At 70.9% G+C, this 20,336-nt stretch carries 19 protein-coding genes; 2 read left to right on the top strand and 17 right to left on the bottom strand.

Features of this window, described 5'->3' with window-relative positions:
• Nucleotides 1–63 precede the first annotated feature (63 nt).
• The 3 genes from F603_RS32615 to F603_RS0122550 all read right to left on the bottom strand — a co-directional run bounded on the left by F603_RS32615 (nucleotide 64) and on the right by F603_RS0122550 (nucleotide 3,509).
• Nucleotides 64–1,065: an extracellular catalytic domain type 1 short-chain-length polyhydroxyalkanoate depolymerase gene (locus F603_RS32615; protein ID WP_019548214.1), complete on the bottom strand. Its 1,002-nt coding sequence runs from the start codon at nucleotides 1,063–1,065 to the stop codon at nucleotides 64–66.
• A 191-nt stretch (nucleotides 1,066–1,256) separates the two neighbouring features.
• Nucleotides 1,257–2,663, bottom strand: a complete 1,407-nt coding sequence (locus F603_RS0122555; protein WP_019548213.1) for an MFS transporter — start codon at nucleotides 2,661–2,663, stop codon at nucleotides 1,257–1,259.
• A 45-nt stretch (nucleotides 2,664–2,708) separates the two neighbouring features.
• Nucleotides 2,709–3,509: an SDR family oxidoreductase gene (locus tag F603_RS0122550; RefSeq protein ID WP_019548212.1), complete on the bottom strand. Its 801-nt coding sequence runs from the start codon at nucleotides 3,507–3,509 to the stop codon at nucleotides 2,709–2,711.
• Nucleotides 3,510–3,823: 314 nt separating this feature from the next.
• Here F603_RS0122550 and F603_RS0122545 point away from each other — a divergent pair, with 314 nt between their 5' ends.
• Entirely contained in the window at nucleotides 3,824–5,206 is a 1,383-nt protein-coding gene (locus tag F603_RS0122545; RefSeq protein WP_019548211.1) for a tannase/feruloyl esterase family alpha/beta hydrolase, read from the top strand.
• Between the two features lie 106 nt (nucleotides 5,207–5,312).
• On the opposite strand, the gene F603_RS0122540 is transcribed toward F603_RS0122545, so the two are convergent.
• The 3 genes from F603_RS0122540 to F603_RS0122530 are packed head-to-tail and all read right to left on the bottom strand — an operon-like array spanning nucleotide 5,313 to nucleotide 7,699.
• Complete coding sequence (locus F603_RS0122540) at nucleotides 5,313–6,080, bottom strand: siderophore-interacting protein (RefSeq protein ID WP_211231117.1); 768 nt, start codon at nucleotides 6,078–6,080, stop codon at nucleotides 5,313–5,315.
• A 51-nt stretch (nucleotides 6,081–6,131) separates the two neighbouring features.
• Entirely contained in the window at nucleotides 6,132–7,040 is a 909-nt protein-coding gene (locus F603_RS0122535) for a PDR/VanB family oxidoreductase (protein WP_019548209.1), read from the bottom strand.
• Nucleotides 7,041–7,069: 29 nt separating this feature from the next.
• The gene (locus F603_RS0122530; RefSeq protein WP_019548208.1) at nucleotides 7,070–7,699 is read right to left on the bottom strand and encodes an MSMEG_1061 family FMN-dependent PPOX-type flavoprotein; all 630 of its coding nucleotides are present in this window, start codon (nucleotides 7,697–7,699) and stop codon (nucleotides 7,070–7,072) included.
• A gap of 134 nt (nucleotides 7,700–7,833) precedes the next feature.
• Here F603_RS0122530 and F603_RS0122525 point away from each other — a divergent pair, with 134 nt between their 5' ends.
• On the top strand, nucleotides 7,834–8,475 hold the full coding sequence (locus tag F603_RS0122525; RefSeq protein ID WP_019548207.1) for a TetR/AcrR family transcriptional regulator: 642 nt from the start codon (nucleotides 7,834–7,836) through the stop codon (nucleotides 8,473–8,475).
• Nucleotides 8,476–8,491: 16 nt separating this feature from the next.
• Here the strand turns inward: F603_RS0122525 and F603_RS0122520 are convergent, their stop codons facing one another.
• The 11 genes from F603_RS0122520 to F603_RS0122470 form a co-directional block, all read right to left on the bottom strand.
• Nucleotides 8,492–9,508, bottom strand: coding sequence for a LacI family DNA-binding transcriptional regulator (locus F603_RS0122520; protein ID WP_019548206.1), 1,017 nt, complete (start codon nucleotides 9,506–9,508; stop codon nucleotides 8,492–8,494).
• Between the two features lie 34 nt (nucleotides 9,509–9,542).
• Nucleotides 9,543–10,895 carry an MFS transporter gene (locus F603_RS32610; protein WP_051096310.1) on the bottom strand — a complete coding sequence of 451 codons (1,353 nt, stop codon included), beginning with the start codon at nucleotides 10,893–10,895 and terminating at the stop codon, nucleotides 9,543–9,545.
• Between the two features lie 14 nt (nucleotides 10,896–10,909).
• Nucleotides 10,910–12,676, bottom strand: coding sequence for a gamma-glutamyltransferase family protein (locus F603_RS0122510; protein WP_078503723.1), 1,767 nt, complete (start codon nucleotides 12,674–12,676; stop codon nucleotides 10,910–10,912).
• 255 nt (nucleotides 12,677–12,931) lie between these two features.
• Nucleotides 12,932–13,720 carry a BCCT family transporter gene (locus F603_RS0122505; RefSeq protein WP_019548203.1) on the bottom strand — a complete coding sequence of 263 codons (789 nt, stop codon included), beginning with the start codon at nucleotides 13,718–13,720 and terminating at the stop codon, nucleotides 12,932–12,934.
• 143 nt (nucleotides 13,721–13,863) lie between these two features.
• Complete coding sequence (locus F603_RS0122500) at nucleotides 13,864–14,634, bottom strand: enoyl-CoA hydratase/isomerase family protein (protein ID WP_026328637.1); 771 nt, start codon at nucleotides 14,632–14,634, stop codon at nucleotides 13,864–13,866.
• Nucleotides 14,631–15,878, bottom strand: a complete 1,248-nt coding sequence (locus tag F603_RS0122495) for a cytochrome P450 (RefSeq protein ID WP_019548201.1) — start codon at nucleotides 15,876–15,878, stop codon at nucleotides 14,631–14,633. The genes F603_RS0122500 and F603_RS0122495 overlap by 4 nt, the downstream gene beginning before the upstream one ends.
• 87 nt (nucleotides 15,879–15,965) lie before the next feature.
• Nucleotides 15,966–17,321, bottom strand: coding sequence for a cytochrome P450 family protein (locus F603_RS0122490; protein ID WP_019548200.1), 1,356 nt, complete (start codon nucleotides 17,319–17,321; stop codon nucleotides 15,966–15,968).
• Nucleotides 17,322–17,330: 9 nt separating this feature from the next.
• Nucleotides 17,331–17,891 carry a GTP-binding protein gene (locus tag F603_RS0122485; protein ID WP_019548199.1) on the bottom strand — a complete coding sequence of 187 codons (561 nt, stop codon included), beginning with the start codon at nucleotides 17,889–17,891 and terminating at the stop codon, nucleotides 17,331–17,333.
• Between the two features lie 3 nt (nucleotides 17,892–17,894).
• Nucleotides 17,895–18,290, bottom strand: coding sequence for a DUF742 domain-containing protein (locus tag F603_RS0122480; protein ID WP_019548198.1), 396 nt, complete (start codon nucleotides 18,288–18,290; stop codon nucleotides 17,895–17,897).
• Entirely contained in the window at nucleotides 18,287–19,126 is an 840-nt protein-coding gene (locus F603_RS0122475) for a roadblock/LC7 domain-containing protein (protein ID WP_211231114.1), read from the bottom strand. Before F603_RS0122475 ends, F603_RS0122480 begins: the two co-directional genes overlap by 4 nt.
• Complete coding sequence (locus tag F603_RS0122470) at nucleotides 19,123–20,319, bottom strand: ATP-binding protein (protein WP_245600869.1); 1,197 nt, start codon at nucleotides 20,317–20,319, stop codon at nucleotides 19,123–19,125. Before F603_RS0122470 ends, F603_RS0122475 begins: the two co-directional genes overlap by 4 nt.
• Nucleotides 20,320–20,336: the final 17 nt, after the last annotated feature.

Here is a 20,336-nt window from a genome sequence, read left to right as displayed (position 1 = left end):
AAGGCCCGGCACCGCACCCGTCGTTCCCGGCCGATTGCCCCTGCGTCACCGGGTATCGGCTGGCTACTCGTCGATTCCCCAGAAGTGCGCGGAGTAGTAGCTGGAGCAGAGGGAGGCGAGGAAGTAGGCGCCGGCCGTGCCGCACTGGGTGTCGCCGGCTCCCGGGTCGACACCGAGGCCGTGGCCCATGCCGGCGATGCTGAAGAGCGCGACGTCGGGCCGGTCGGTGTCGGGGCCGTAAGTGGTCAGGGTGGTGTTGCCGGGAAGTTCCTCGGTGCCCGTCGGTTCCTGGCCGACGCCGCGCACGTCGGTCCACTGGTCGCGCAGTTGCTCACCGTTGACCGGGGCGACGGTGGTGTCCGAGGTGCCGTGGAAGATGGCGACGCGGGGCCACGGCCCTTCGTGGCCGGGGTGGGAGTCGCGGACCTTGTCGCCCCACTGGGCCGGGGTGAGGCGCTGGTCGTAGAGCTGGCAACCGGTCGCCTCCACCAGGCTGGTGGCGCACTGCGCCGGGAGTCCGGCGTGGACGGCGCCGCCGGCGAAGACGTCGGGGTAGTCGGCGAGGAGGTTGGCCGTCATGCCGCCGCCGGCGGAGAGACCGGTGACGAAGACGCGGGCGGCGTCGGAGCCGTACGTCTCGGACGCCTTGGCGACCATCTGCCGGACGGAGGCGGCTTCGCCCGCGTCCCGGCTGTCCTCGGCGGGGTCGAACCACTGGAAGCAGGACTGCACGTTGTTGGCGGCGGAGGTCTGCGGGAACACGACGGCGAAGTGGTACCGGTCGGCGAGCTCCGGCCAACCGCTGTGCGCGTAGTAGTCGTTCGCGGTCTGGGTGCAGCCGTGCAGCGCGACGACGAGCGGCGCCCCCTCGGGCAGGTCGGCGGGCGCGTAGGTGTACATCGCGAGGTTGCCCGGGTTGCTGCCGAAGTCGGGCACCTCGTCGAGGCCGTCCGCCGCGGCTGCGGGTCGTAACGAGGCGGTGAGGGCGAGCAGCAGAGCCGCGAGGACGGCGGCGCCCAGCACGAGGGGCCGGCGTGGGGCGGGGGGTCGGAGTGGGGTGGTCATGGGACTCCTTTTGTGGGGTTGGGGGGACGGTGGAGAGCCGGCCGGGAATCCGCGGGTGGTGTGCGTCATTCCCCTTGCGTGTGCGGCGTGTTGGGGTGGTCGCCGGATGCGGCCGGCTCTCGGCTGTGGTGCGTGTGACGAGTCGGCAGCGTCAACAGGCCGTCACGCCGCTGCCCGTCTCCGGGGCGGCGTCACCTCGCCCGTCCCGGCGGGGACGGCTCCGTCCCGCGCGTCGCCTCCTGCTCGGCGGGCGGTTCGGCTGCGTCGTCGACAGCGGCGAGGTCCACTCCCCTGGTCTCCCGCGCGCAGAGGACGGCGACGGCCGTCACGACGGCTGCGGCGCCGACGTACAGCGAGATCGGGACGGGGCTGTGGTACGCGCCGAGCAGCGCCGTCGCGATGAGCGGGGCGGGTGCGCCCGCGGCGATGGAGGAGAGCTGGGCGCCGATCGAGGCCCCGGAGTAGCGGACCCGGGTGGCGAAGAGCTCCGAGAAGAACGCCGCCTGCGGTGCGTACATCGCCGCGTGGAAGGCGAGCGCGACGGTGACGCCGAGGGTCAGTGCCGGGAACGAGCGGGTGTCGGCGAGGGCGAAGAACGCCCAGGTCCAGGCGCCGGTTCCGATCGCGCCCACCAGATAGACCGGCTTGCGGCCGACGCGGTCGGAGAGGGCGCCGCAGAGCGGGATGAGACAGAACTGGACCGCCGAACCGATCAACACGGCGTTGAGCGCGGTCTGTTCGGGCAAATCCAGGTGGCTGACGCAGTAGGCGAGGATGAACGCGGTGAGGATGTAGTAGGAGATGTTCTCCGCGAGGCGGGCGCCCATCGCCACCAGGATGTCCCGCCACTGGTCGCGCACGAGCTTCACGAGCGGCATCCGCTCCACGGCCGGCTCGCTCGCCCGCCGCGCCTCCGCCTTCGCCAACGCCTGCTGGAAGAGCGGCGATTCGTCCACGCTCAGCCGTATCCACATGCCGACGCCGACGAGCACGGCCGAGGCGAGGAACGGGATGCGCCACCCCCACGCCTCGAAGGCGCCGTCGGAAGTGGTCGAGGTGACGAGGGAGAGCATCGCGACGGCGAGCAGGTTGCCGGCCGGGGCGCCGCCCTGGGGCCAGGAGGCCCAGAAGCCGCGGCGCCGCGCGTCGCCGTGCTCGGAGACGAGCAGGACGGCGCCGCCCCACTCACCGCCCAACGCGAAGCCCTGGGTGAGGCGCAGCACCGTCAGGAGGATCGGCGCCGCGACGCCGATGCTGGCGTAGCTCGGGACGAGTCCGATCCCGACGGTCGCGACACCCATCATCATCAGGCTGACGACGAGCAGCTTCTTGCGACCGAGGCGGTCGCCGTAGTGCCCGAAGACGAGCGCACCCAGCGGGCGGGCGACGAAGCCGATGGCGTAGGTCATGAAGGAGAGCAGGGTGCCGGTGAGCGGATCGGAGGCGGGGAAGAAGACCTTCCCGAAGACCAACGCGGCGGCGGAACCGTAGAGGAAGTAGTCGTACCACTCGACGGTGGTGCCTATCAGGCTCGCCGCCACGATGCGGCGCAGCCCTGCCGGGCCGGCCTTGGCGGGCGGGGAGGTGGACACGGTCATCACCACACAGGGGGAGGAGGAAAGAACGGGGGTGCTCGGCGTCGGTCAGTGGGCGGTCCAGCCGCCGTCGAGGACGAGCTCGCTTCCGGTGAGGTAGGAGGTGTGCGGCCCGCACAGCCACGCCACCGCCTCGGCGACCTCGACGGGCTCGATCAACCGCTTGATCGCGGGATGTTCCAGGAAGACCTCGGAGCGCACCTCGGCCTCGTCGATCCCGTGCAGCCTCGCCTGCTCGGCGACCTGCCGCTCCACCAGCGGGGTACGCACATAGGCCGGGTTGACGCAGTTGCTCGTCACACCGTGCGCGGCTCCCTCCAGCGCCACCACCTTGCTCAGCCCCTGCAAGGCGTGCTTCGCCGTGACGTACGCCGACTTGTAGGGGCTCGCCCGCAGCCCGTGCACCGAGGAGATGTTCACCACCCGCCCCCAGCCGCGGGCGTACATCGCCGGCAGCGTGCGGTGCAGGATGCGGAACGGCGCCTCCACCATCACGCGCTGCATCAGCGCGAACCGTTCGGGGTCCAACTCCTCGATCGCGGCGAGGTGTTGGGTGCCGGCGTTGTTGACGACGACGTCGACGTCGTACGGGAGAGCGTCGACGGCCGCCGCGTCGGCGAGGTCGGCGCCGTGTGCCGTGCCGCCGACGGTGGCGGCGACCTCGGCGGCCCGCTCCCCGTCGAGGTCGACGACGTGGACGTGGGCGCCGCGCGCGGCGAGCGCCTCCGCGCAGGCGCGGCCGATCCCGGAGGCGGCGCCCGTGACCAACGCGCTCCGGCCGCCGAGCGGTTGCTCAGCGGCGCCGGCCGCGGGCGGGGACGCGGCGAGTGGCCGAGTGGGGTCTGTCATGGCGGTCACCGTAGAAGCGGAAAGTCTCCTCCCCTATGGCCTCGCCGCCCATAAAACCCCTGCGCGCAGTGGGGGTTGACCATATTGCGGCGCACGGCGGCCGACGGCTCGTCCGCGGGACGCCGCACCCGGGGCGAGGCGGTCGGCAACGGCGGCGGGCACCACAACGCGGCGGCCCGGCATGGGGGTCGCGGCCATGGGCAGCGGGGCGCCGCGGAGGTCACCATCCCTTCGGGTGCGGCGTGCGCGGCGCCCAACTCCGCATCCTTCACCGGGCGTTGCGTCCGGCCCTCCCTCGCCTCTCAGGAGCCGCCGTGAGTCCTCTCCCCCGCCGCGTTCTGCCGCACCTGTGCGGCGCCCTCGTCCTGTGCGCCGCCCTCGTCCTGAGCAGCGTTCCCGCGGTCGGTGCGCCGAGTCCGCCGCACGGCTGCGCGGGCGCACCCGGGGTGCGGGTGCCGGGCGCCGCGCACCAACGCACCGCCTGCCTGCCCGACCTGACCAGCGCCGCGCTCGCCGGCACCCGCTACACGGACACCGCCGACCAGGCCGGACTGACGGCCGGCGGCACCCGCGGACCCACCGACCTGCCCGGCACCCAGCTCGACGGCTACTTCCCGGACACCTCGCACACCAACACCACTCACGGGTGGGACCACGACGCCCAGTTCGTCATCCGGCTGCCCGACGAGTGGAACGGCGGCCTCGTCGTGACCGGCGCGCCCGGCAACCGGAAGCAGTACGCCACCGACGTCGCGATCGGCGACACCGCGCTCGCCGCCGGGTACGCGTACGCGGCCACCGACAAGGGCAACACGGGACCGGACTTCTACCGCGACGGCGACCGCCCCGGTGACGCCCTGGTGGAGTGGAACCGGCGCACCACCCAACTCGCCCGCGCCGCCCGCGTCACCGTCGCGCGCTACTACGCAGCGGCACCACGTCGGACCTACATCACCGGTATGTCCAACGGCGGTTACCTCACCCGCTGGCAGTTGGAGCACCACCCCGAGCTCTACGACGGCGGCGTCGACTGGGAGGGAGCACTCTGGAGCGGCCGGCAGAACCTCCTCACCGCGCTACCGACCGCCGTGGCCTGGGGCCGTGACGAGGCGGGCGCCCGGGAGATGTACCGGCGCGGCTTCGCCCGGGGTTCGGAGTTCCTCTGGCCGACCCACAGGGACACCTACTGGGGCCTGACGCAGAAGATCTACCGCGCGGAGTTCGACCCGGAGTACGACCCGCACTGCCCCGGAACGACGGCGGGCTCGACGCCGGAGGAGACGGCAGCACCCTGCCCCACCGATGCCCGGTACCGGCTCGACCGTCGCCCCGCCGCGGTCCACCGCGCCCTCGCCCGGGTCGAGTTGACCGGCCGACTCACCCGGCCCCTGCTCACCCTCCACGGCGACCTGGACGCGCTGCTCCCCCGCGCGACCCACGCCGCCGGTTACGCCCGTCTCGTCGCGCGTGCGGGCGCGTCCGCGCACCACCGTCTCTACACGGTCCAGGACGGCAACCACACCGACGGCCTCCACGACGAGCACCCCGACCGGCTCCGACCGATCCTGCCCTGCTACCGCTCCGCCTTCACCGCACTCACCGCCTGGGTCGAGCACGGCACCCCGCCACCGGCCGGGCACACCGTTCCGCGCGAACGGGACGCCGATCCCGTCAACCGCTGTGCGCTCGGGAGTTGAGGATGCGGCCGGGCCGAAGGACGCTCCTCCCGGTCCACGGCCTGTCGCTCGACGGTGCCCGGCAGCGGAGGGAGGAGCCTGCCGCTCGCAGGGGAGGCGGCGGGGCTCATCCGGGGCTGGAGCGGCCGTGCCGCCAGTAGCCGTGGAAGGCGACGTCCGACTTCGGCACCCCGCGGTCACGGACCAGGTGCCGTCGCACGCCTGTTGCCAGCCCCGACTCCCCCGCCACCCAGGCGTAGAGGCGGCCCTCGGGCAACACGGCGCCCCTGACCGCGTCGAGTGCGAGCCGGCCGGGCAGGTCGGCCGAGCCGTCGCGGGGAAGCCAGTGCACCCGGACGCCTTCGGGGGCGGCGACGTCCTTGCGGATGTCGGCCGTCTCGGGCACCTCCAAGTAGACCTCCGCGACGAGGGAGGCGGGCGCCTGCTCCAGGACGGCGAGGACAGCGGGCAACGCGCTCTCGTCGGCGACGAGCAACTGCGCCTCGGCCTCGGGCGGCGGGAGGTAGGTCAGGCCCATGTCGAAGATGCCCGCCGGGTCGCCGGGACGGGCACCCAGGGCCCAGGCGCAGGCGGGCGCGTCGCCGTGCAGGGCGAACTCGATGTCCAGCTCCGTCCGTTGGGGCCGGAAGCGGCGGACCGTGTAGTTGCGCACCCACGGCCTGCGCGACTTCGGCAGGAGCAGGACCTGCGCCATCCACGCCTCGTTGGAGAGGGTGGGCATCGTGAGGCGGGACTGTCCCGCGCGGGGGAAGAACAACCGCACGATCTGGTCGAAGCCGGTCGGCAGCAGATGCTCCAACTCCGGGCCGCCGAGGGTGACGGTGAGGAAGTTGGGGGACGTCCTGCTGGTCCTGCGCACCTCCAGCGTGATCATGCGCCGGGACTCGGGCGACTGGATCTTGGGCAGCACTGTCGGCGGTTCCTTTCAGAGGTCCAGGACGAGCCGGGCCGACCGGGCGCGGGAGACGCAGGCGTACATCCGCCCGTCCGGAGCGCCGATGTCGTCCCGGTGCTCGGGGTCACCGTCGAGGACGGCGACTTCGCAGCTTCCGCAGACGCCTTCGCGGCAGCCGGAGGGGAGAGGGTGCCCGGCATGGGCGAGGGCGTCGAGCAGGGACTCGTCCGCCGGTACGGCGACGGTGTCCCCTGATCCGGCGCAGACCGCCTCGAACGGCGCGGCGGGGCCGAAGCTCCGCTCCGTCGGCTGGAACCGCTCGGCGTGCAACCGCTCGGCGGGGAAGGCGACTGCGGCCGCCTCCAGCATTGCTGCGGGGCCGCAGCAGTAGACCAGGGTGTCGTCGTCCAGCGTCGCGGCGAGGGCGTCCAGGTCCGGCCTGCCCTGTCTCCTGGTCTCCACGATCCGCACCCGCTCCCCGCAGGAGCGGCGCAGCTCGTCGACGAAGGGCATGGAGTCCAGGGACGGCCCCACGTACAGCAGGGTCGCGGGGCGTCCGGCGGCCGTCGCGGCGCGCAGCATCGGCAGCAGGGGCGTGATGCCGATGCCGCCGGCGAGGAAGAGGTAGTGCGGTGCGTCGGCGAGGGGGAAGTGGTTGCGGGGCAGGGAGACGTCGAGGGTGCGGCCCCGGCGGAGGAACCGGTGGACGTACTCGGAGCCGCCGCGGCTGAGCGGGTCGTACCGGACGGCGACGCGGTAGGCGTCCCGGTCGGCCGGGTCCCCGCACAACGAGTACTGCCGCGTCAGCCAGTTGGGCAGGGCGAGGTCGACGTGGGCGCCGGGGGCCCAGGGCGCCAGCTCCCCGCCCGTGGCGCGGAGGGTGAGGGCGACGACGTCGTCGGCGACGCCGTCGATCCCCTCGATGACGGTCTGTTGCATCGGTGGTCCTTCCGGCCGGTGCGGCCTGGTCAGTAGAGCTTGCGGTAGCCGTCCTCCAGGAGTTGGTCGAGCAGTTCGGGGTCCCCTACCGAGCCGAACTGCGCGGCCGCGATTTCACCGATCGGCGGTATCTCCTCGGCGAGCGCCTGACTGGCGGGGTCCCACAGGCGGGAGCGGATCAGCGCCCGCCCGCAGTGGAAGAACGCCTCGGCCACCTCGACGACGATCGCCAGTTCCGCCTGTTTCGCCTCGGTGCGCATCCGGGCCAGCACCTCCGGCTCGTCGGTGACGTAGCCGCTGCCGTTGACGCGCAGGACCTCGCGGACACCGGGGACGAGGAAGCACAGTCCGACGCCGTCGTTCTCCGCGAGGTTGCGGAAGGAGTCGGCGATCTTGTTTCCGGGACGGTCGGGAAGGGCGACGGTGTGCTCGTCGAGCACCTTCACAAACCCCGGGTAGTCGCCGCGGGGCGAGCAGTCGGCGCGTCCGGCGGCGTCGGCCGTGGCCATCATGCAGAACGGCGAGTGGGCGAGGAAACGGCGGGTGTAGTCGTCGATGCGATCCTGCACCTTCGCTTTCATCATCGGCTCCGGCTCACCGAGCCGTGCCAGTACCTCGTCGAGGGAAACCCGTCGTGGACGTGTGCGGGTGTGCGTCACGGCACCCTCCTCAAGCGCGCGCGAGGGCGGCTGCGGAACGACTGCGCTCCGCATCACCGCAGTTCATGGCATCATTGTGAGCAATTATTCAGGTAGCGCGCTACTCGCTTTCAGGGCTCCGCACAGGAGGTGCCATGACGTCCGACCGTCGCGGACTTCAGCCACGTAAACGCCCGCGCCAGGTCAGGGCCGAGCTCACCCGGCAGCGCATCCTCGACGCGGCTGCTCACGTTTTCGCCGAGTACGGGTACGCGGCAGGGACCACCAACCGCATCGCCGAGCAGGCGCGGGTGTCGATCGGCTCGCTGTACCAGTACTACCCGAACAAGGACGCGATTCTGGTCGAGCTGCTGACCCGGCACCTCGACGCCGGGATGGCCGAATCCCCGCTGGAGCAGGAGCAACCGCTGTCGGAGTCCGTCGAGGGCATCATGCGCAGGTACGTACGCGGCACGATCGACAACCACCGCGACGACCCGAAGTTGCTCCGGGTGATGGTGGAACAGGGGCCGCGATCCCAGGAGTTGCTGGAGCGGGCCACGCGGGGCGAGCGGCGGCGCATCGCCCGCACCCGCAGGCTGTTCAGGGACCACCCGCAGGTGCGGGTCGCGGACGTCGACATCGCCGCCCGCCTCGTCGTCTCGACGGTGGAGATGGGGGTGCACAAGGTGATGGCGGGGACCCCCGGGGTCGACATCGCGCGGTTCGAGAACGAACTCGTCACCATGCTCACCCGCTACCTGACGGGCGACCCGCTCGCGGCGCCCGGGGACTGACGTCCCGGGAAGCGGCTCAACTGCCTTGCGGTGGGGGCTGCTCGGCGCAGGGCTCGTGCTCCCCGTGGTTGTCGGTTGAGTGCCGGCGCACGAGGATGAGCGGAATCCGGGCCGTCTCCTTCGGTTCGGGCGCACGCCTGAGACGCGCTTCGAGGAGGTCCATCAGCCGCGCCGCTGAGGTGTGGGTGTCGATGCGCAGCCCTGTGATGGGGATGGGCGCGAATTCGGCGAGTGGTCCGTCGGTGGCAGTGGCGATGGCGACCTCGCTGGGCACGCTCAGCCCGGCACGGGCAGCGGCGTCCAGTGCACCCCGCGCGAACACGCTGGAGGAGGTGATGATCGCGTCCGGAGGTCGAGGAGAGCGCAGCAGACTTGTGACGTGGTGATGAGCGCCCTGCTGTCCGGTGTCGGTGTCGACCACACGTAGCAGCGGTCCTTGGCCCAACTGCGCGACGGCTGCCCTGTAAGCGGCGATGATCGCGCGGCGGTAGGCGTTGTCGGTCTGGCCGAGGACGGCGGCGATGCGCCTGCGTCCGCCGCGGGTGAGGTGTCCGATGAGTTCTCGGATGGACTCTCGGTAGTCCGCGCCCACCCAGTACCGGAATTCGGCGGCGTCGGGGTCCGGGTCGTAGGAGACCACTGGCGTATCGCTCGCGAGTACCTGCTTGAGCGAGGCGTCGTGGCTGTTCGGCCAGAGAAGGATGCACCCGTCGAGCCGGGGGACCGCGCCGCGGACCTCGTCGAGGTCGTGCGCTGTCATCACGGAGTATCCGCGGCTGAGTGCCGCCGTGCAGATGGCGCCCGTCATGTCGGCGAACGAAGTCGTACCGGACGCCCACGCGCTCATCGCCTCCGGCGGGCGGACCAGAACCGCGACCGCTCTACGGGCCGACGGCGCGGTGAAGCCGAGTTCGAGGGCCGCGGACCACACCCGCCGCTTGGCGCCGGCGGACACGGGACGCCGCCCGCTGAAGCTGTGGGAGGCGGTCGTGAGGGACACGCCCGCCCTGCGAGCGACGTCGCTGAGGCTCACCCGCCGGGACGGAGCAGGCTCGGGAAGCCCCGGCTCAGGTACTGAGGCGCGGCTCCGGCTGTCCGTGCTGTTCGGCTTCTCTGCTCGGCTCACCGTTGATCTCCTCGACGGACAGGTGCGCGGTCTCCCGCAGCCCGAGCGAGCATGCCACGAGGACGAGCATCGCGAACGCGCCGTAGCCGGCGACTGCCATGGGGTTCTGATCCGACAGGATCATCAGGCCCGTCGCGACGAACGACGCCGTACCGCCCCCGATCGCCGCGCCGACCTGGTAGGACGCCGACATTGCGCTGTAGCGGACGCGAGCGGGGAACTGCTCGCCCAGGAAGGTCGGAACGGGACCCTGTGTCATACCGGTCACGAGCCCGACGACGGCGAAGGCGGCCACGGCGACCGCGATGTGCCCGGAGTCGACGAGCGGGAAGTAGCAGAACAGGAAGACGGCGGTCACCACCCCTCCGAGCACCATGACCGGGCGGCGACCCCAGCGGTCCGAGAAGTGTGCGAACAGCGGGGCGGCGGGGATCAGCAGGACGCTGTAGGCGAGTTGCCCCGCAAGAGCCTCGGTCGAGCTGTATCCGATCCCCGTGAGGTAGGAGAGGAAGTAGGTGAAGCCGATGTAGGCGATCGTGTTGTACCCGTAGCTGATACCGAGGCCGCACAGGATGGTACGCGGCGCGCGTCGGACGGCGGCCTTCAGCGGCACCTCGCCGCCGTCGGCTTCCCCGTCCGCATGTTCAGGCGGCGCCTCCTCGGGCATCGACAGCCTTGCGTAGAGCCCTACGAGTACCAGTGCGCCGCCCAGAAGGAAGGGTATCCGCCAGGCGAACGGCGTCAGTTGGTCGTCTGCAGCGAGGCTGACCAAAGTGAACACTCCGACGCCGAGGAGCGTGCCGAGTCCGATCCCCATGCTGGTGAAACTGCCCCACAACCCGCGCCTGCCGCGCGGTGCTCTCTCGATCCCGAAGAGAGCGGCACCGCCCCACTCTCCGCCGGCTGCGAAGCCCTGGACCAGCCGCAGCAGGACCAGCAGAAGGGGCGACCAGACGCCGATCGTCGCGTATCCGGGCAACAGGCCGACGAGGAACGAGCTGACGCCCATCAGGACGAGGGTGAGCGTCAACATCTTCTTACGGCCGATCTTGTCGCCGAAGTGCCCGATGACGATGCCGCCGAGCGGACGGGCGAGGAAGCCGGTCCCGAAGGCTCCGAACGCGTACAGAGTGCCCACGACGGGATCGGCCGAGGGGAAGAAGACCGTGTTGAAGACCAGCCCTGCCGCGAGTCCGTAGATGAGGAAGTCGTAGTACTCCAACGCGGTCCCCAAGCCGGAGACCAAGAACGTCTTGGAGGCCGATACACGGGGCGCTTGCGGTTGAGCAGTCATGGGATCGGGCCTCTCTATGCGCCGTAGTTGGTCGCGTGGAGCGCGGACGAGGTCCGACCGTCGCCGTGGAAGGCGGCGACGTTCGGGCGCGCGAAGTCCATCTGGTGGGGTTCACCGGAGGTGGCGACGAGGGCGACGCCGAGGTCCTGGAGGGCGTCGAGGTCGCCTTCCCGGTCGTCGTGGAGGAGGAGGTGCGGGCCGCTGCCGTCGAGGCGGGGCAACGCGACCGCGTCGGCCGGCGAGTGCCCGCCGTCCACGAGGTTGATGATCACTTGGGCGACGGCGCTGATGATCCGCCGGCCGCCCGAGGCACCGACGGCAGCGACGGACTCCCCCCGCCGTGTGACGAGTGCCGGGCCCATGTTGGCCAGCGGTCGGGCGCCCGGTGCGATGCTGTTCGCGGCGCCGGGGAGGGCGTTGAACCACGCCATGGCCGAGTCGAAGAGGAGCCCGGTACGCGGGCAGACGATGCCGCTGCCGAAGTGGTGGGCGGCCGTGTGGGTCACCGAGACGATGCGGCCCTGTGCGTCTGCCGCCGATATGTGCGTCGTGCCGCTGGTCGGCTCGGTCGCGCCCCGCGGCGTCCACTCCGGACGAGCCGGAGACCCCGGTTCGTGCCGCCAAGGATCATGAGCGGCGCGTGCGGCATAGGTGGTCCACGGCTCGCCCTCGCGCCAGCCCACCACGTCCTGACCGGTCTCGACGAGCCGAGCCAGCGCGGCTGTGTAGTCCGGACTCAGCAGGCCACGGAGGGGCACGGGCACCAGGTCCGGGTCCCCGAGCCAGTGGTAGCGGTCGGCAAAAGCGTGCCGCAGAGCGAGGGCGAGCTTGCGGGCTTGTGCGCCGCTCTCGTGAGAGGTCGATGGGCCCGAGTTGAGCGCCTCCCACATCTGCAGGATCTGCAGTTCGGTGATCCCTCCACCCGGCGACGGCGGCACGAAGACCTCCACGTCCCGGTAACGGCGTCCGAAGGCCCGGCCGATGGACGGCGCTGCCGCACGCAGGTCCTCCAACGTCAGCAGGCCGCCGGCCGCACGGGAGCTCTCCACCAGACGCCGAGCCAGCGCCCCCTCGGTCAGCAACTCCAGCGGGCCGTGCGCCGCCTCCTCCAGGGCGGCGCCCAGAAGCGGCTGCCGCACACGCGGCCTGGCACCGAAAGACGGACCGTAGAAGGACGAAGAGGCGTGCCCGAGCGGCAGACCGTCCTCGTCGAGGTAGGTACGGCGAGCCTGCGCGTCCCGGCGTAGCCGCGTGAGGTCGGACAGGGCGTTGGTCGTGAACCACATGTCCGCGTCGAATCCGTCGTACGCAGCCGCGATCGCGGGCCCGCACACGTGCTCCCGAGGCAGCTCGCCCCAGGCTTCCTGCACGCTGAGCAGGCCCAGCAGGGTTCTCGGTACGCCCGAGGCTCGGGGCCCGTCGACGTTGGCCGCGTCGACCACCGGCGCCAGGCCGAGGACGCCCGAGCCCGAGGCTCCGTGATCCACCTCGTACATGGCGCGGGACGCAGCCGACGGGGACCGCGGACCGAAATCCGCCGACCAGGTCCCGGTCTCCGGGTCGTTGAAGAGCAGGAAGCCGCAGCCTGCGAGCGTCGTCTCGGTCGGCTCGACGACCCCTGCGACCAAGGCGGTCGCCACTGCGGCGTCGACTGCGTTCCCACCGCGCTCCAGCATCTCCAGCCCCGCACGCGTACTGCGCTCGTGCGGGCTCACGACAGTGCCCTTCGACGCGTCCTGTCGACGGACGGCGTTCGTCCCCGTCATGCGGTGTGTACGCATCCCTCTCCTCGACCTCCTCGCCTATGGGCGGAAGCAGCAGGCTAGGAAGTGCCAGGAGATGCTGAACACGGAGTTTGCGTTTTTTGCGCGGTCCCCATCCCGTCGGAGATTACGGGCGCCGATCCGGCCCTCCCGGCCTCGGCCTACGCCGACACGGCGGGCGGCGGAGGGCCCCGGCTGATCGTCGCCATGCAACCCGGGGAGCACTTGCCGAACGGTGCCAACCCGTTGTCCTCCGGGGTGGCACCGCACCGGTCACTGCGGCTGGTCCCCCTTGTCGTACTCGTGAGCGGCTCCGGCGGCCGAGGAACTGAATTCGGGGGTGTCGAAGACCTCGCCCCCGATCGGGTCCTGAACTTCGGCATCGCCGTCAACGGTGATGGCGCCGGCTTCGGGATCGACGACCACGGTTTCCGGGTCGAGATCGTGGACGGCGAGGACCGAAGTTTCACCGGCAGCGCTCGAAGACGACGAGCTCTCCGTACCGGCGCCCGGAGCAAGGCCCGCCAAGGACACCGCCGCACCGAGCCGCCGATCGGTCCTGTCCGCGTCCGCCTCGTGGGAGCGGACCAGCTCTCGCAGACTCGACGCTCCCCCACTCCCGGTCGCCGACCCGCTGCCACGGGACGCCTGGTCGCCCGCCTTCTGCGTCGTGATCCTCACGTACCGCGGCATCACCGCGACCTCGTAACGGAAGACCTTCCACAGGGCGACCATGGCCAAGGCGTAGACGACCGACAACGGTGCTGCGCCGGCCAGCGAACTCACCTGGAGCACCGTCAAGGCGGATTCGCCCCCGGCGAGCAGGAGTACGCCACCGGACACACCGACGAGGACGGCCCAGAACACGCGTGTGCGGCGCGGGGTCTCGCTGCGGCCGCCGTGGCTGAGGACATCGACGACCAGCGCGCAGGAGTCGGCCGAGGTGATGAAGAACAGCATGATGACGACGATCGCGATCACGCACAGCACCGTGACGATGCCGGAACCGACGCTGCCGACATCCTCCTCAAGTCGCCCTTCCGCGAGGCACCGTGATGCCACGAGCCGGAGTCGTTACGAGCGGTGTTCCACCGTCAGACGCAGTGGGAGGGCCAAGGGGCGTCAACTCGAAGTGACGGTCACAGAGTTGGGCAACACGGAAAGCAACTCCGCGCGCGTCATCTCGAAGTGCCCACGTGTCGCCCTCACTCCCCCCGACTCAACTGCCCCGTCAACAGATGCGCGTCCAGCAGTGAGACGTCGGCCGAGCGGTCGGCTCGGGAGTAACCGGCGAGCATGCGCCTGGTCAGGGTGAGGGCCTCGGGAGAGCGGCGCAGGAGCGGGCGGGTCAGGCGTGCGACGGCTTCGTCGAGCTCGTCGAGGGGGGCCAGCTTGTGGAGGAGGCCGAGGCGGTGGGCCGTGGGGGCGTCGAACGGCTCGCAGGTGAGCATGGCTTCGCGGATTCGGGCGGCGCCGGCCTCGGAGATGAGGCGGCCCATCGCGCCGCCCCACGCCGGTGGCAGGCCGAGGCCGACCTCCGGCATCCGGAACCGGCAGTTCTCGGCGCCGACGCGCAGGTCGCAGAAGGCGGCGAGGGCGAGGCCCGCGCCGACGACCCTGCCGTGCAACCGGGCGATGCTGACGACGTGCGTCGTCTCCAGGGCCTGGCACACGCGGTGTGCCTTGTCGACGATGCGGCGCATCGCGGCCCCCGTCGCGTCGGCGTCGAGGGCGGACTCGTACTCGGTGCGGTCGGCTCCCAGGCAGAAGTCGGTCCCCTCGCTGGAGAGGACCAACACCCGTATGTCGGGGCGTTCTTGGAGCCCGTCGAGGACGGCGAGGAGTCCGTCGAGGGCCGCCGTGCCGAGCACGTCGCCCTGCTGCGTCGGGGAGAGGCGGACGTGGAGCGCGGCATCGTCCTGTTGTGCCACGACGGCCTCGTCTAGGGGGGCGGGAAAGGTGGGGATCTCGGTCATGCGGTGACGACGTCCAGGTTGAGTAGGCGGCGGAAGGCGACGCGCGGCGCCCACCGGGGGCGGCGTGCAAGCGTGAGACGGGGCAGGCGCCGGACCAGCTCCCGAAGGAGGACCTGAGCCTCCATCCGCGCGACGGGCGCGCCGAGGCAGTAGTGGATGCCGCCGCTGAAGGCGAGGTGCGCGGGTTTGCGGTGCGGGTCGAACTCCTCGGCCCGGCGGTGGCGTTCGGGGTCGCGGCCCGCCGCTCCGACCATGAGGTGGACCATCTCGCCTGTGCGGTACTCGGCGCCGCCCAACTCGCCGTCGCGGGTGGCGACTCGGGTGATCACGTGGGTCGGTGCGTCGTACCTGAGCGACTCCTCGACGAAGGCGGGCGCCAGGTCCGGGTCGGCCGCGAGCGCCTCCCACCACCGCGGGCGGTCGAGGAGTTGGAGCGTCGCCATCGACAGCAGGGAGGTCGTGGTCTCCAGAGCCGCCAGCAGGACGAAGAACGCGAGGTAGTAGACGCCGGCGTCGGCCTTCTCGCGGTCGGGTTCCATCGTGTCCCAGGCGGCGATCCAGCGCGAGACGGGGTCGTCGCCCGGGCGTGCGCGGCGTTCGCGGACCAGTTCTGTGAAGTAGGTACGGAGCTCGGCCGTCGCCGCGTCGGAGAGGGCCAGTTGGCTCGCCGAGGGGAGCAACTCCTGTGCGAACACCTGGTCGTGGGTGAGCTCACGGAGGCGGGGCCAGTCGGCGCTGGGGAGTCCGAGCCAGCCGCCGATGACGGCGACGGGCAGCTCCTCGCTCACCAGGGTGTTGAAGTCGGCCTCGCCGTCGCGGAGTTGCAAGGTGAGGGTGTCGAGCAGCCGGCTCGTCGTCGTGGTGACGTTCTTGGTCATCTCCTGGATCGACCCACGGTCGAACGAGCCGGCCGCCCGGCGCGCACGCGTGTGCTCGGGCGGGTTGAGCGCCGGCAGGGTGTGCGCCATCTCGCGCACGGAAGGGGCGCCCCAGCGAGTGCTCTCGCCCTGCCGGGCGCGCCACTGCCTGTCGGGCTCCACCCACTCACGACTACGCACCACTTGGTCGCAGAGGTCGTACCCGGTCACGAGGTTGCCTCCCCACGGGGCGGGTGTGACGTGCCCCCCGGAGCGCAGCTCCTCGTAGAGCGGAAAGGGGTCGGCCTGTCCCTTCGCCGTCCGTAGACGGGAGAAGAGGGAGACGGTGGTGCGCCTGTCGGGGGACTGAAGCGTCGTCAGACTCATGGCGGAGGAGCCCCTTCCTGTCATCAGCCGCCATGCGTACCCCACCCGTATCTGGCACATGCGATCGAAATAATCGTGTTCGGTATGTCACTCGCCTCTGGTCCATGCCAGGAATCGGCTGAAGAGACCCCCCTTTCGCTCAGCCTTTCCGCTTTCCTGCCGCTGCGCGGGGACGTGGACTTGCTGCGGTACCGGCGCCGACGGCTGCTGCTCGGCAGCCGCGGGCCCCGGCTGCGGAAGCGACGGCGTGAAGCTGACGGGCAGCTCCAGCAGCACCCGGCTCCACGGCACAGGCGCCCACTCCAGCGTCTCGAACGGGGCGCACACCTCGACGTCGGGCAGCCGGTTGAGCAGGCACTCCACCGCGGTGACCGCGACGAGGAAGGCCGGGTCCTTCGCCGGGCAGGCGTGCGGCCCCGCGCCGAAGGCGATGTGCGCCTTGGAGCTGAGCTGTTCACGGTGCTGGGCGAGCCGCGGGTCGGTGTTGGCCGCGGCGAAGGAGATGACGACCGGGTCGTTGGCCCTGATGCGCCTCTCCCCCAGCTCCACGTCCCGAGTCGGGTAGTGCGCCGCGTAGTTGGCGATGGGCGCGTAGTTCCACAGCGCCTGCGAGACGGCCGTCTCGACCGGCAGGCCCTGCTGCCAGCTCTCGTCGAGGATCAGCGCGCTGCTCGTGCCGATGGCGGCGGCGAGCGGTGTCGTACCGCCGGAGAGCAGCGTGACGAGCTGGTGCAGCACCTCCTCGTCGGTGAGTTGGGCGGAGTGCTGCATCAGCCGCGTCGTGACGTCGTTGCCCGGGCGCCTGTGCTTGAGCGCGATGAGCTCCGAGAGGGCCTCGGCGAGGATCTGGTCGGCCTCGGGGGTGCCGTCGAAGATGCCGCTGATGCCGACGATGACGCGGTCGCCGATCTCCGGCGGGCAGCCGAAGAGGTCGCTGAAGACCAGGAGGGGCAGTTGGTGCGCGTACTCGTTCATCAGCTCCGCACGGCCGTGGCGGTCCGAACTGAACTGGCTGATCAGGTACTCGGCCGACTGCTTGGTCTGGCGCACGAGTTGGAGCTCGTCGACGGCCCCGAGGCTGTCGGTCACCGCCTGGCGCAGGCGTGCGTGTGCGGCGCCGTCGCTGAAGAGCGCGTTGGGGCGGTAGCCCATCATCGGCAGGGCCGGGCTGTCCTGGGGGACGCGGCCCTCGTTCAGCGCGTTCCAGCGGCGGGAGTCGCGGACGAAGGTGGCGGGGTCGTGGAGGATCGAGAGCGCGGCGTCGTAGCTGGTGACCAACTCGACCTCGACGCCGTCTGCGATGTCGACGGGGGCGCTCGGCCCGAGCGAGCGGAGGTGGGCGTAGTGGCTTTCGGGGTCGGCGCCGAACTCAGGGCCGTAGAGTTCCACGTTGCCGGAGACCGGGCACCGGGACGGTGTCCCCTCTATGTCGGGGTGGTGCATGTCGTTTTCCTAGGACAGTAGGGACAGGAGGTGGTTGACGAGGGTGATCAGCGCCTGCGCTGAGGCCTTTTCGTCACGCACGTCGCAGGGGACGACGGGCGTCTCGTCGGACAGGGCAAGCGCCTCGCGCACCTCCTCCAGCGGGTAGATGTTGGTGCCCTGGAACCGGTTGACGCCGACGGTGTACGTCAGGCCGAACCGCTCGACGAGGTCGAGCACGGCGAAGGACTCGTCGAGGCGCTCCGGGTCGACGAGCACCAACGCCCCCAACGCGCCCCGGGAGAGGTCCTCCCACATCTCCTTGAAGCGCTCCTGACCCGGTGTGCCGAAGAGGTAGAGCACGACCTGGTCGCTGAGGGTGAGCCGGCCGAAGTCCATCGCCACGGTCGTGGTGGTCTTGTCCGGGGTGCCGGAGAGATCGTCGTAGTTGACGCTCGCCTCGGTGATCTCTTCCTCGGTGCGCAGCGGCTCGATCTCGGAGATGCTCCCGATGCAGGTGGTCTTGCCGACTCCGAAGTGCCCCACGACGAGGATCTTCACCGCAGTGGTGACATTGGGATCCAGGTACATGATTCACGCTCCGAATCGGGTCTTGAGGCCATCCAGCACGGCGCTGAGCAGTTCCTTGTCCGCTTGCTCGGCGGGCGGGACGGGCTTCCTCGCCAAGACGAGGTCACCGTCGGCGAGCTCGGCCAGCAGAATCCGCACGACCCCGAGGGGGAGGTGGGTGTGGCCCGCCACCTCGGCCACCGACAGGAATCCGTCGGCCACGAGGTTCATCACCTCGCGCGCCTCGGGAGAGAGGGTGCGCGCGTCGGCTGCGGCGTCCTGCTTCGCCGACACGAGGGTCGTGCGTTCGTATTCGTGGGACGGCGGCAGCCCGCGTCCCCCCGTGACCACGAAAAGGGGGACGAGTGGCGCGGTCAACTCCAACTCGGCCTCTGGCTCCGGCTCCTGCTCGTCGGTCATGTGCCCTCACTCCGTCCGGCTGTTGCGCCGAGTCCCAGGTGGGGAACGACGCGGTGGAGGCGGGTGGTGAGGTCCTCGATGTCGGCGTTGTGGTCGGCGGCGGCTGCGAGGAACGAGCCCCTTCCGACCTCGATCAGGAAGATCCAGCCGTGCTGGAACTCGATGACCGTCTGCCGCCAGTGGACGTCCTCAAGCGCCCCCGCGAATTGGGCGGTGGCCCGGCTGTAGGAGTGGATGCCGGTCATCGCCGCCGAGATGGTGTCGGCGAGGTCGCGGCTCATGCCCGTGGTCGCGCCGCGGGGCAGGCCGTCCGCGCCGAGCAGCACGGCATGGCGTGCCCCCGGCACCTCGTTGATCGTCGCGTCGAGTTCGGGGAGGACGAACCCCGCTGCGGCGGTGCCCTGTTGGCCCCCCACGCGGCCGGCACCCCCCGCCGGCGGGTCGGAGACGACCCTGGGCGGCGACGTCATGTTCGTGCCGAGACGGGCGACGAGCCGGTGCATGCGGAAGGAGATCTGCTGCATGTCGACGTCGAGTTCAGCGGCGGCGGCAAGGTAAGCCCCTTGCCCCGCTCCGATGAGGAAGATCCATCCGTGGTCGAACTCGATGATCGTCTGGTTCCACTGCTTGTCCTCTCCGGGCCCTGCGAAGTGCGCGATGGCGCGGCTGAGCGACTGCATGCCCGCCATCGCGGCGGATATCGTGCGTACGTCGTCCGCTCCCAGTCCCTCGGTGGCTCCGCGGGAGATGCCGTCCGCGGAGAGCAGGACCGCGTGCCTCGCCTTGGGCACGTTGTGGACGATGTCCTCCAGCATCCACGAAAGGTCAGTAGTCATGAGTCCTCGGACCCTTCGGACGGTGACGGGTCAAGGTTGCGGCCCGACAGGGTGCCTCGCTGGAAGGCGCCGAGACTCCGCCCCGAACCGCGGTCGACCGCGGCGGGCCTGGCTGGTGGCTCCGCGGCGTCGCGGACGGGCGCTGCCACGTCGCGACGCTGGCGCCCTCCACGCTTCGGCAGGCCGCTGACGGTCCGATCCCCGCCTCGCGGCCGGTCCGGTGTCTCGTCGTCCGTATCACGGACTGCGCTCATCCGGGGGGCCTCCGCTACCGGCGCCGTGATCTCTTCCTCGGTCCACAGCTCCTCGGGGAGGAGCACCACTGCGCGGACGCCGCCGTAGCGGGAGACGCCGGTGACGTCCACCCGGAACCCGTACTGCGCGGCGATCCTGCCGACGACGGGGAACCCGAACTTCGGCTGCGTCCCCAGCTCGGAGAGCCGCGGCTGGACGCTGCCGGAGAGCAGGGCGGAGGCGTGCTGGCGGTCTTCGTCGTTCATGCCGACGCCTGCGTCGTCGATGACGATGCAGAGGTTCTTCTGGACCCGCTGGAACGTCACCTCGATCGGTGCGTCCTGCTGGGAGAAGCTGGCCGCGTTGTCGAGGATCTCGGCGACGGCGTGCGCCACGGGTGAGACGGCGGACGCCTTCAGCGCGAAGCCGGACTGCTGCATGATCTGCACCCGGCGGAAGTTGCGGATCTGGCCCTGCGCGTTGCGCACGACGTCGTAGACGCTGGCCGCCCTGGTACGGCGGCCGAGCGGCGCACCGCACATCACCGCGATGCCGTGGGCCCTCCGCGCCATCTGCGCGTTGGCGTGGTTGACCTCCATGAGGTCGGCGAGGACGGGGTGGCCACCGTACTTCCGCTGGACGTCCTCCAGGAGCACCATCTGCTCGGCTGCCAGGCTCTGGAGGAAGCGGGCCGCCCCCTTGAGAACCGCCTTGGTGCTCTCCTCCGCCGCCTCCTCGGCCGCCCGGATGGTCACTTGCTGCTCGGCCTGGCGGCGCTGCAACTCCGCCGAGACGTTACTGAGTCGTCCCTCCGCCTCGTTGAGTCTCGCCGTGAGGACGGTCTCGCTGTGTTGTTTCTTCGCCTCTACGGCTCTGTTTCGTATGGAGAGCACTGCCACCGCGGCGACGGCTATGACAGCCACCACGACCAGGCACCACACAAGTACGTCTTGATTCATCGAACCTTTCCCAGCGC

The organism is Streptomyces sulphureus DSM 40104 (assembly GCF_000381025.1).
Taxonomy (GTDB): Bacteria; Actinomycetota; Actinomycetes; order Streptomycetales; family Streptomycetaceae; genus Streptomyces; species Streptomyces sulphureus.
Note: the sequence above shows the minus strand (reverse complement) of the source record. Positions and strands in the feature narration are given on the sequence as shown.